Below are 11,507 nucleotides of genomic sequence, written 5' to 3'. Positions count from 1 at the left end.
GGGCATGTCCGGGTAGGTGGTGCCCTTGCCCGGGAGGACCTTGACGATGCCGAAGGAGGCCTTGTCGAAGTCGAGGGCGTCGGTGTCGGCGTGAGAGGACGCGGCCGTGCATCGCGTCGGTCCGAGCCCCTATCGTGGTATCGCCCGCGACCGTACCGCCCGGCCCAGACCGGGGGCGGCGCGGCGGGACCACCGGGGGCCGAGTGAGATGCCGCCGGCGGGGACTCCGTGCGAAAGGCTGGGGTGTGAGTCAGCGACGACCGCGGCCGTCAGGCGAAGAGCAGGCGGGAGAAGGACCCGGCGCCGTCCCGGACGACGTCGCCGTCGCCGTGGAACGCGTGCTGAGCTCGACGGCGCTGCTCTGGAACCGCGCCGACCAGGGCCTCGAACCCGCCATCTCGCCGATCCAGCTGCGCGCCGTCGAGGTGATCGCGCGGTTCGGCCGGCTGAACCTCGGCGGGCTCGCCGAGGAGCTCGGCGCGATCCCCTCGTCCACGAGCCGGCTCTGCGACCGGCTGGAGGCGGCCGGGCTGATCGCGCGGGAGACCGCCCGCGCCGACCGCCGCGAGATCGTGCTGCGGCTGACCGACCAGGGCGAACGCCTGCACGCCGAGCTGGTCCGGCGGCGCCGCGCGGCGGTGCGGGACGTCCTGGCGCAGATGTCGCCGGCCTCCCGCGGGCGGCTGCTCGACGCGCTCACCGAGTTCGGCCAGGCGAGCGAGCGGGGCGAGCGCGGCGGGAGGGGGATGCCCGGGTCCCGGACGGCTTGACCGCCCTCCGCCCGACCCGGCGCGAACCCCTTCTTCCGCGGCTCGATATCAAGTATTTGCCATATGGCAAACTCTTTGGCAGTCTTCCCCTGCGGTCCTGCGTCCGAGACGCGGCGGACCCGATGACAAAGCCGCATTCCCGCGGTTGGACGGCCGGTCGAGGGGGGCACGGCCGTTCCCGCGGTCCGGCGCACCAGAACCGGACCGCGCGGGGGACGCGGCCGCGTCCGGCGCGTCGGCAGGCAGTGATGAGATGGGGTCGCAATGAGTACGCACGGCCGTCCCGCCAGGGAAGAGCGGGGCCGTCCCGCCAGGGATGAGCGGGGCCGTCCGGCCGAGGGCGGGCAGGGCCGCCAGGCCGGGGACGGGCAGGGGCGCCCCTCCGGAGGCGGGGGCAGGCGCACGGCCAGGGTCGAGCGGGCGCTGCGCGCCGCCCCGGCGTACGCACTGCCCGAGGTGCTGGCCGCGACGCTCTCGCGGGAGTACCCCGCCGTCTCCGCCGCGCGGCTCCTGGTCTGCGACTACCACTCGCGCGCCCTGATGCCGGTCGCGCCGCTCCTGGCCACGCCCCATCCGGACAGCCTGGCCCTGACCGTTCCGGACGGCGACGTGGTGGCCGCCGAGGAGGCGGCCGAGGAGACCGTCGAGGCGATCGGGATCCGGCAGAGCCCGGCCGGGCGGTCGTTCATCACCGGCCGCGTCCTCACGTCTCCCGAAGGGGACGGCGACGGGGCCGGCGAGACCGCGACCTACATACCGGTCCGTGCGCGCGGCGAGCGCATCGGCGTCCTGGAGATCACTTCGTCCGCCTCCTGGAGCGCGGACGAGGTCGGCGAGCTGGCCGAGATCGGCGAGCTGGTCGGCAGCGCGCTGAAGGTCGCGTGGAACCGGACCGACCGGTACGAGCGGGCCAGGCGGCGGCACCGCCTCACCCTCGCCGCGGAGCTGCAGTGGCAGCTTCTGCCCGGCCACGCCCACGCGGACGACTCGTTCAGCCTCGCGGGGCATCTGGAGCCGGCCTACTCGATCGGCGGGGACAACTTCGACTGGTCCGTCGAGCACGACCATCTGGCGCTGACCGTGACCAACGGCTCGGGCACGGGCATCAACGCGGCCCTGCTGACGTCGCTGACCGTCGGCGCGCTGCGCAACGCCCGCCGGTCCGGCGCCGACCTCGGCGAGCAGGCGAGCCTGGCCAACGACATGGTGCACGTGCGGCACGGCGGCCGGGAGTTCACCGAGACCCTCGTCATGCGCATCGACCTCGCCGACGGGACCGTGCACGTCATCGACGCGGGTTCCCCGAGGATCCTGCTGCTGCGCGGCACCGAGGTGACGGCGGTGCCGCTGGAGCAGCAGATGCCGCTCGGCATGTTCCCCGACACCGAGTACCGGCCCCAGCGCTTCCCCCTCGAACCCGGCGACCGGCTGGTCATCGTCAGCGACGGCGTCTTCGCGGCGAGGGCCCCGTCCGGCGAGTACGGAACGCACCTGCTGGAGCAGGCCACCCGGCGGAGCCGGCTGCAGCCCGCGGCGGAGGTCCCGCTGACCGTGATCGACGAGCTCATCGAGTTCCACGAGGGCGCCGACCTGGCCGACGACGCCGTCGTGGTGTGCTTCGACTGGCACCGCCCGTCCGCCGGCACCTCGCCGGACCCGCGCGGCGAGGCCGTGCACGGCGGGTCCGCGATCTGACCGGGACCGCTCGCGGAGCGGCCGCCCGGGGGCAGTAACCTTCCGGTTACTTGACGGCGAGGAACCGGGAGAGCGTCGATGGGCGAACTGAGCGCCGCGGAGACCGTCCGCGCGGCCGACAGGATCATTCACGGTGTCGGGTCGCGGTGGATGCTGTCGCGCAGGACGGCGGAGCACGGCAAGGAGCAGGGGTACGGCAACCCGTTCGCGTACTACTTCGCCGGGCGCGGCGGGGTGCTCGGCGACGTCGACGCCGACGTCGTCGCGGCGGCGCTCGGCTGGTTCGAGCCGGGGTTCGTCCGCGCCCAGTGGGACGAGGGCGTCGCGGTCGCCGGGGCGCGCGAGGCGACGCGGCGGTACGCCCTCGGCTGCGCGGCCTGGGGCGACTCCCACCTGCCGGACGACCCGCGCCTGTGCGAGCTGGCCGAGCGGGTCGTGCGCGCCGCCGAGGGGTCGGGGCTGCCGCTGTTCTGCGGCTGGCGCGCCGAACCGCTGCCGGACGGCGCCCGGGCCCGGCTCATGCAGCTGGTGCAGGTGCTGCGGGAGCTGCGCGGCGGGCTGCATCTCGTCGCGACGACCTCCGTCGGGCTCTCCCCGCTGGAGGCGATCCTGACCCAGGACGGGCCTGACACCGCGCGCTTCTTCGGCTGGCAGGGCGACCTCCCCGACTGCGCGGCGCTCAGGCCGCGCCGGGCGGAGGCCGAGGAGATCACCGACCGGCTGTCCGCCGCCGTCTACGAGCGGGCGCTGTCCCCGTCCGAGCGCGCCGAGTTCGCGGAGCGGATGGGCGCGGTCGGCGCGGCCGTCCTGCGCTGAGCATGCGCCGAGCGGGTCCGCGGAGCGCCGGGGCCGGACTTGTCGCCGGCGGACAAGAGCCGGGCGAAGATTGCGCGAGCGGAGGACTGTCGCGCGGAGGGCGGCCGGTCCATTGTCGGACCGTGAACCGATCACGCCCGGAAGGAGCACGTGATGGGACGGTCCCCCCACCCCCTCGGCGCGTTCGCGGTCCTGGCCGCGTCGGCCGCGTCCCTGCTGGCCGTCACCGCGGCGGCCGGTCCGGTGAGCGCGCGCGAGCCCGGCCGGTCCGAGACGCCGGTCGCCTCCGGCTCGCCCGTCACCGACGTCACCGAGTCGGCGGTGCGGGTCAGGGTGCCGCTGCCGGCGTCGGCGGGCCCGCATCCGGCGGCCTGCGACTGGCTGTCCTACCTGCGGTTCCGGCACAAGGACGGGCCCGCCTCCCCGGCCGCCGCCGACCGGATCCTGGTCGCGCAGCCCGGCATCCTGGAGGGCGCCGGCGCGTTCGACAGCGTCGCCCGCAACACGGTCTCGGCCGCGGCCAGGAACGGGAAGCACATCGAGTTCTGGGCGCTCGACCGGCGTTCCAACTGCCTGGAGGACGGCACCGGGATCCAGGCGGGGCTCAGGGCGAAGGACGTCCGTCTCGCCGTCGACTACTACTACCGGCAGAAAGAGGTGGACGGCCGGAGGTTCGCCGGCTACCAGACCAACGCCCAGGTGGCGTGGCTCCAGAACGTCGGGCTTGAGCAGACCGTCCGCGACCAGTACGACCTCATGGTCAGGGAGCTTCCCGACCCGGCCGCGCGCAAGCGGAAGATGATGTGCGGGGGGCATTCGCTGGGCGGCGTTCTGACGGCGTTCTTCGCCGAGTGGGACTTCGACGGCGACCACTCCACCGCGGACGACGCCGGGTACAACCAGTGCTCGGGCTACTTCGCGCTCGACACCCGGATCTCGACGCGGCTCCCCGGGGCGGGCGACGGGTTCCCTGAGGACTGGGTCCCCCTCCTGCGGTTCGGCGCGGGCGCCGTCCAGGCCGGGCTGGAGACCGGCGTCGTCCCGCGCGCGCTGTCCGCTCCCGCCGTGGTCAACACCGAGACGATGAATCTGCTCGCCATCGCGGGCCTGGCCGCGCGCCTCGACCCGGACGGCGTCTCCGACCTCGCGACCTACGTCCCGGCGTCGTTCAACACCGACACCACCTACCGGATCCTGTTCTCCAAGGACTACCCGACGTTCCTCAAGGGCTCCCCGGCGGTAAGTGACTTCCGGTTCACCAACGCCGCCGCGCTCGGCGGGCTGCTGGACGACAACTCGCAGCCGCTGGCCTTCATGCAGGCCAGCCTCGGGTTCTGGGACGGCGGGAGGATCGTCGACAAGGAGTTCCCCGCGCCGAACGACCTGGAGGGGATCGGGCTCGGCGGCCTGTCCCGGCTGCTCGGCACGGAGAAGAAGGCGATCCCGGACGAGCCGAACGGCCCGCTGTTCACGTGGCGGAACTTCGACCGTGTCGGCGCCCCGGACGACCCCGTGCACAGGTCCAAGGACGGCGCCCCGTTCACGTCCGCGGGCAAGGAGGTCACCGACATCGCCGAGCTGGCCCGCAGCCTGTCCGAGCACCCGCTCGACTTCACCGAGCACTACTTCCCCACGAAGATGGTCACCGACATCGCTCTAGCCGCCGCCCCGGGGATCGCCGACGACGCCGTCCACGAGAACGGCGTCGCCGCCAACCCGACGCTCAACCTGGAGGCGGAGGGGGGCCTCGGCGGCGATCCGCGACCCGGCGACGTCGTCGCGCCCGGCTACCAGCACATCGACGTCCTGACCGCGTCAGCCGTCCAGAACGGCGGACGGCCCGAGCCGGTCTCGGTGAACCTCGCCGCGTTCGCCGCCGGATGACGCCCTGACCCGCCGGCCGCCGCCCGCTCCGCACCCCCGGTGTTTCGCGGGACGGGCGGCGGGTAGGTGGGCGGCGGGCCGAGCTGAGAAGGGCGGTGGGACGTGGGCGTTCGCACATGGATCGAGTCGTGGCCCGTCTACCGCCAGTTCACCGGCGACGACCCCCTCGGGCGGGGAGCGGCGTCCAAGAGCGCCGGCACCGAGCGGATCAGGCCGCGGGTGAGCACAGCCGACGAGGTCGTGAAGTCCGTCTGCCCCTACTGCGCGGTCGGCTGCGGGCAGGACGTGTACGTCAAGGACGGCAAGGTCACCCAGATCGAGGGCGATCCCGACTCGCCGGTCAGCCGCGGGCGGCTGTGCCCGAAGGGATCGGCGAGCCTCCAGCTGACGACCGGGTCGGCCCGCGAGCACCGGGTGCTGTACCGGCGCCCGCACGGCACCGAGTGGGAGCCGCTCGACCTCGACACGGCGATGGACATGATCGCCGACCGGGTGATCGAGGCGCGCCGGCACGGCTGGCAGTGGGAGCAGGACGACGTGCGGGTGCGGCGGACGCTGGGCTTCGCGAGCCTCGGCGGCGCCACGCTCGACAACGAGGAGAACTACCTGATCAAGAAGCTGTTCACCGCGCTCGGCGCGGTGCAGATCGAGAATCAGGCCCGCGTTTGACACTCCTCCACCGTTCCCGGTCTGGGAACCTCGTTCGGACGCGGCGGCGCGACCACCTTCCAGCAGGACCTGCAGCACGCGGACTGCATCGTCATCCAGGGCTCGAACATGGCCGAGTGCCATCCGGTCGGGTTCCAGTGGGTGATGGAGGCGAAGGCGCGCGGGGCGAAGCTGATCCACGTGGACCCGCGGTTCACGCGGACGAGCGCGCTCGCCGACGCGCACGTCCCGCTGCGCGCGGGAAGTGACATCGCGTTCCTCGGCGGGATCATCAACTACGTCCTGGGGAACGAGAAGTACTTCCGCGACTACGTCGTCTCCTACACCAACGCGTCGGTGATCCTCACCGAGGAGTTCCGCGACACCGAGGACCTGGACGGCGTGTTCTCCGGTCTGGACCGGGAGAAGCGCGCCTACGACCACCGGACGTGGCAGTACGAGGGCTTGGAGGTCCAGGCGGCCTCCGGCCAGCGCGACATGGAGTACGAGGACCGCGTCGGGCCGGTCGAGGAGGCGGCGCGCGGAGAGGCGCACGGTTCGGGCGGCGCGGCGATCGGCGCGGGCGACCCGGAGCGGGATCCGACGCTGGAGCATCCGCGGTGCGTGTTCCAGGTGCTGAAGCGGCACTACGCGCGGTACACGCCGGAGATGGTCGAGCGGATCTGCGGCGTCCCCCGCGACCAGTTCCTCAAGGTCTGCGAGATGGTCACCGAGAACTCCGGCCGCGACCGGACGACCGCGTTCGCGTACGCGGTGGGCTGGACGCAGCACACGGTCGGCGTCCAGTACATCCGCGCGGCGTCGGTGCTGCAGGGGCTGCTCGGCAACATCGGCCGCCCCGGCGGCGGCATCCTGGCGCTGCGCGGCCACGCGTCCATCCAGGGTTCGACGGACATCCCGACGCTGTTCAACCTGCTGCCCGGCTACATCCCGATGCCGCACGCCCACAGCAACGAGGACCTGGACGCGTTCATCCAGGCGGAGGCGGCGCGCAAGGGCTTCTGGGGCGACATGCGCTCCTACATGGTCAGCCTGCTGAAGGCGTACTGGGGCGACGCGGCGACGGCCCACAACGACTACCGCTTCGACTACCTGCCGCGGCTGACCGGATCGCACAGCACCTACGAGACGGCCATGGCGCAGATCGACGGGGTGTGCAAGGGCTACTTCCTGATGGGCGAGAACCCGGCCGTCGGGTCGGCCAACGCCAAGATCCAGCGGCTCGGGATGGCCGCGCTCGACTGGCTCGTCGTCCGCGACTTCTCGCTGATCGAGTCGGCGACGTGGTGGAAGGACGGCCCGGAGATCGAGTCGGGCGAGATGCGCACCGAGGACATCGGCACCGAGGTGTTCTTCCTGCCCGCCGCCGCGCACACCGAGAAGGACGGCAGCTTCACCAACACGCAGCGGATGCTCCAGTGGCACCACAAGGCCGTGGAGCCCGCCGGGGACACGCGCAGCGACCTGTGGTTCACCTACCATCTCGGCCGCATCATCCGGGAGAAGCTCGCCGGGTCCGCCGACGACATGGACCGGCCGGTCCTGGACCTGACGTGGGACTACCCGACGAGGGGCGATCTCGGCGAGCCGGACGCCGAGGCCGTGCTCGCCGAGATCAACGGCCGGGACGCGGACGGGAACCCGCTGTCGTCCTACACGCAGCTGAAGGACGACGGGTCCACCTCGTGCGGCTGCTGGATCTACTGCGGCTGCTACGCCGACGGCGTCAACCAGACCGCGCGCCGCAAGCCCGGCAAGGACCAGAACTGGGTGGCGCCCGAGTGGGGCTGGGCGTGGCCGATGAACCGCCGCATCCTCTACAACCGGGCGTCCGCCGACCCGGACGGCAAGCCGTGGAGCGACCGCAAGGCGCTGGTCTGGTGGGACGCCGAGGAGGGCAAGTGGACGGGCCACGACGTGCCCGACTTCATCGCCGACCGCCCGCCCGACTACAAGCCTCCGCGCGACGCGACGGGGCCGGACGCGCTCGCCGGCAACGACCCGTTCATCATGCAGGCCGACGGCAAGGCGTGGCTGTACGCGCCCGCCGGCCTGACGGACGGGCCGCTTCCGACGCACTACGAGCCGCAGGACTCGCCGTTCCAGAACGCGCTGTACAAGCAGCAGCGCAATCCCGTCCGGCACCTGCCGGCGCCGCATCCCGACAACCGGTACGCGCCGAGCGGCGCGGACCCGGGGGCCGATGTCTACCCGTACGTGGCGACGACGTACCGGCTCACCGAGCACCACACGGCGGGCGGCATGTCGCGCTGGCAGCCGTACCTGGCGGAGCTGCAACCGGAGTTCTTCTGCGAGGTCTCACCGGAGCTGGCGGCCGAGCGGCGCCTGGAGCACGGCGGGTGGGCGACGATCGTCAGCCCGCGCGGCGTCGTGGAGGCGCGGGTCCTGGTGACCGAGCGGATGTCGCCGCTGACCGTGGACGGCCGCAAGCTGCACCAGGTCGGACTGCCCTACCACTGGGGCCCGAACGGCTACAGCCGCGGCGACGCGGCCAACGAGCTGCTGCACCTGTCCCTGGACCCGAACACCCACATCCAGGAGGCGAAGGCGCTGTCGGTCGACATCCGCCCGGGCCGCCGCCCGCGCGGCCAAGCCGCCACCGCCTTGGTTCGCGAATACCAACGGCGCGCCGGCATCACCGACCAGACCGGAACTGAGGTCTAGCGGACGATCAGGGGGTGCTCGGCTGCGGGGATGAGTTCGCCTATGACGGGGGCGCCGGGGATCTCGCCTGCGAGCAGGAGGCCGCCGGAGGTCTGGGCGTCGGCGAGCAGCAGGCGGTCGTCCTCGCCTACGGCGCCGAAGTCGGTGTGCGGGGTCACCCAGTCGAGGTTGCGGCGGGTGCCGCCGCTGACGTACCCGTCGCGCAGGGAAGTGCGGGCGCCGTCGAGGTAGGGGACGGCGGCGGCGTCGACCACGGCGGTCACGCCGGACGCGCGGGCCATCTTGTAGAGGTGGCCGAGCAGCCCGAAGCCGGTCACGTCGGTGGCGCAGCCGATCCCGGCGTCCAGGGCGGCGGCGGACGCGTCGCGGTTCAGCGCGGCCATGGTCGCGACGGCGTGCGGGAATAACTCGCCCGTCGCCTTGTGCCGGTTGTTCAGGACGCCGAGGCCGAGGGGCTTGGTGAGGCTGAGCGGCGTGCCCGGCTTGCCGGTGTCGTTGCGCAGGAGGCGGGCGGGGTCGGCGACCCCGGTGACGGCCATGCCGTACTTGGGCTCCAGGTCGTCGACACTGTGGCCGCCGCCGACGTGGCAGCCCGCCTCGGCGGCGACGTCGAGGCCGCCGCGCAGGACCTCGCGCGCCAGGTCGAACGGCAGGACGTCGCGGGGCCAGGCGAGCAGGTTCACCGCCACGACGGGACTGCCGCCGATCGCGTAGACGTCGGACAGGGCGTTGGCGGCGGCGATGCGCCCCCAGTCGTACGGGTCGTCGACGACGGGCGTGAAGAAGTCGGCGGTGGCGACGGCGGCGAGGCCGTCCCGGAGCCGGACCACGGCCGCGTCGTCGCCGGTGTCCAGGCCGACGAGCAGGTCGGCGTTGGGCGAGGCGGGCGCGGCGCCGAGGCCGGCGACGACCTCTTCGAGCTCGCCGGGCGGGATCTTGCAGGCGCAGCCGCCGCCGTGCGCGTACTGGGTGAGCCGTTTCGGGGTGGCCTCGGTCATGGTTCCCTTCCGGTGCAGCGGCGGCGGAGGTCGTCGACCCGGACCGTGTAGCCGCGGTCGTCCAGGTACTCCAGGAGCGGGACGGCGACGCGGCGGGTCGTGCCGAGCGCGCGGCGCGCCTCGCTCAGCGTGAAGGGGCCGCCGAGCCCGGCGAGCAGCCCGGCGGCGCGGGCGTCGTCGCCGGGCAGCAGGACGACGCCGTCGGCCACCCTGAGGAGCGCGCCGGTCGCGGCGGCGACGGCGAGCAGCCTCGGCGTGAGGCCGAGTTCGGCGAGCCGGTTCGCGTCCGGCGCCTGGAACGGGGCCGCGGCCAGGTCGCGGCGGACGGCGTCGACGGCCTCGCGCACGGGCGGCGGCAGCTCGGGCGCGGTCGTCCGGCCGTAGATCCTGCCGTCGCGCCGCAGGAGGCCCCCGGCGAGGGCGTCGACGAGGACGCGGTCGGGGAGGCCGAGGGCGCGGCGCGCGGCGTCGGCCGGGAGGCCGGGGTCGGTGGGGTTCGCCGCGGCGTGCTCCTCGACGGCCGACGCGAGGCGCCCGCGCAGGTCCTTCCACAGGGCGGGGTCGGCGAGCCACTCCCCCGCCACCGGCTCGAAGGGGACGGGCACTCCCATCGCGACCAGGTCCGACCGCCGGATCAGGCCCCGGCGGCGGACCTCCTCGGCGCCGTCCGGGCGCCCGGTCATCGCGGCGAGCACGCGGGCCCGCGCGGCCGCCGCGCCGCGCCGCGCGAACGGCTCGGGACGGACGTCCAGGACCGTCACGCCCGCCGGGACGCGGTGCCGCCCGGGGTCGCGCAGCAGGGCGACGTCCCCGACGCGCAGCGGCAGCGGGCGGCGCAGCGACAGCCGCGCCGTGTCGTCCCCCAGCGGGCGGACGTGGACCGGGACCGCCGCCGTCCCCGCGTGCAGCGTCAGCTCGCGCGGCAGGTCGGACGCGGCGTCGCCGCGAAGCCGGACGTCGACCACGTCGGCGGTGAGCCAGCGCCCGGGGGTGAGCAGGGCGTCGCCCCGGCCGACGTCCCCCGCGTTCCCGTGCAGGTTGACGGCGACGCGTGCGACGGCGTCGACCTCTTCGTGGTCCTCCTTGAGGCTCTGGAGCCCCCGCACGCGGAGGAGGGCGTCGCCGGCAGCGAGGCGGTCGCCGACGCCGATCGTCCCCGCGCCGAGCGTGCCGGTGACGACCGTGCCCCTGCCGCGGACGGTGAAGACCCGGTCGATCCAGAGGCGGACGTCGGCGTTCCGATCGGGTTCGGGGAGGGAGCGGGTGAGCCGTTCCAGCGCCGCGCGCAGCTCGTCGAGGCCGTCGCCCGTGGCGCCGCTGACCGTGACCGCTTCGACCCGGCCGAGCGAGGTGGCCGCGAGGTGGGCGAGGGCGTCCTCCCGCACCCGGTCGGCCGCCGCCGCGTCGGCGAGGTCGCGGCGCGTCACGACGAGGAGGCCGTGCCGGACGCCGAGCGCGTCCAGGACCGCCAGGTGCTCCTCGGACTGGCGCTGCCAGCCCTGGTCGGCGGCCACCACGAACACCACGGCCGGGACGGGCCCGACGCCGGCGAGCATCGTGGTGACGAGCCGCTCGTGCCCGGGGACGTCCACGAAGGCGATCCGGTCGCCGCCCGGCAGGGCCGTCCAGGCGAAGCCCAGCTCGATGGTGAGGCCGCGCCGCCGCTCCTCCTCCAGCCGGTCGGGCTCCATCCCGGTGAGGGCGCGGACGAGCGTGGACTTGCCGTGGTCGACGTGGCCGGCGGTCGCGACGACGTGCGTCATCGGGCCGCCCGGTCGGCCTGGGCCAGGACGGCCTCGGCGAGGACGCCGTCCTGGTCCGGCGGCACGGACCGCAGGTCGAGCAGGCACCGGCCGTCCTCGACCCGCCCCATCACGGCGGGCGCTCCCCGCCGCAGCCGGGCCGCGTACGGCTCGGGCACCGAGACCGCCGCGCTCGGCAGGACGACGCCCGGCGCGCCGCCGCCGCCGACCGCCGCCTCGCTGGCGGC

General features: G+C 74.2%; 7 protein-coding genes and 1 pseudogene. 5 read left to right on the top strand and 3 right to left on the bottom strand.

Annotated elements, in window-relative coordinates:
• Positions 1–245 precede the first annotated feature (245 nt).
• From AB0K37_RS35985 to fdh, 5 genes are all read left to right on the top strand, one after another.
• Complete coding sequence (locus AB0K37_RS35985) at positions 246–770, top strand: MarR family transcriptional regulator (RefSeq protein WP_363988929.1); 525 nt, start codon at positions 246–248, stop codon at positions 768–770.
• 264 nt (positions 771–1,034) lie between these two features.
• Positions 1,035–2,465, top strand: coding sequence for a PP2C family protein-serine/threonine phosphatase (locus AB0K37_RS35980; protein ID WP_363988927.1), 1,431 nt, complete (start codon positions 1,035–1,037; stop codon positions 2,463–2,465).
• A 78-nt stretch (positions 2,466–2,543) separates the two neighbouring features.
• Positions 2,544–3,281 carry a hypothetical protein gene (locus tag AB0K37_RS35975; RefSeq protein ID WP_363988924.1) on the top strand — a complete coding sequence of 246 codons (738 nt, stop codon included), beginning with the start codon at positions 2,544–2,546 and terminating at the stop codon, positions 3,279–3,281.
• Positions 3,282–3,434: 153 nt separating this feature from the next.
• On the top strand, positions 3,435–5,165 hold the full coding sequence (locus AB0K37_RS35970; RefSeq protein ID WP_363988922.1) for a hypothetical protein: 1,731 nt from the start codon (positions 3,435–3,437) through the stop codon (positions 5,163–5,165).
• A gap of 102 nt (positions 5,166–5,267) precedes the next feature.
• Complete coding sequence (gene fdh, locus AB0K37_RS35965) at positions 5,268–8,519, top strand: formate dehydrogenase (RefSeq protein WP_363988919.1); 3,252 nt, start codon at positions 5,268–5,270, stop codon at positions 8,517–8,519.
• On the opposite strand, the gene selD is transcribed toward fdh, so the two are convergent.
• The 3 genes and pseudogenes from selD to AB0K37_RS35950 all read right to left on the bottom strand — a co-directional run.
• Positions 8,516–9,517 (bottom strand): selenide, water dikinase SelD, encoded by a 1,002-nt coding sequence (gene selD / locus AB0K37_RS35960; protein WP_363988916.1) that lies wholly within the window; start codon positions 9,515–9,517, stop codon positions 8,516–8,518. The two genes, fdh and selD, sit on opposite strands and share 4 nt — an antisense overlap.
• Positions 9,514–11,280, bottom strand: a complete 1,767-nt coding sequence (gene selB / locus AB0K37_RS35955) for a selenocysteine-specific translation elongation factor (RefSeq protein WP_363988913.1) — start codon at positions 11,278–11,280, stop codon at positions 9,514–9,516. The genes selD and selB overlap by 4 nt, the downstream gene beginning before the upstream one ends.
• Positions 11,277–11,507: pseudogene (locus AB0K37_RS35950) on the bottom strand (hypothetical protein); the annotation flags it as partial. The pseudogene AB0K37_RS35950 and the gene selB, both read right to left, overlap by 4 nt.

The organism is Actinomadura sp. NPDC049753 (assembly GCF_040674655.1).
GTDB classification, from domain to species: Bacteria; Actinomycetota; Actinomycetes; order Streptosporangiales; family Streptosporangiaceae; genus Spirillospora; species Spirillospora verrucosospora.
This window is presented reverse-complemented; position numbering and strand designations above follow the sequence as displayed.

Coding starts and splice junctions, on each gene's coding strand:
- AB0K37_RS35980 (WP_363988927.1), top strand. CDS start 1,035: ATGAGTACGCACGGCCGTCCCGCCAGGGAAGAGCGGGGCCGTCCCGCC.
- AB0K37_RS35975 (WP_363988924.1), top strand. CDS start 2,544: ATGGGCGAACTGAGCGCCGCGGAGACCGTCCGCGCGGCCGACAGGATC.
- AB0K37_RS35970 (WP_363988922.1), top strand. CDS start 3,435: ATGGGACGGTCCCCCCACCCCCTCGGCGCGTTCGCGGTCCTGGCCGCG.
- selD (WP_363988916.1), bottom strand. CDS start 9,517: ATGACCGAGGCCACCCCGAAACGGCTCACCCAGTACGCGCACGGCGGC.
- selB (WP_363988913.1), bottom strand. CDS start 11,280: ATGACGCACGTCGTCGCGACCGCCGGCCACGTCGACCACGGCAAGTCC.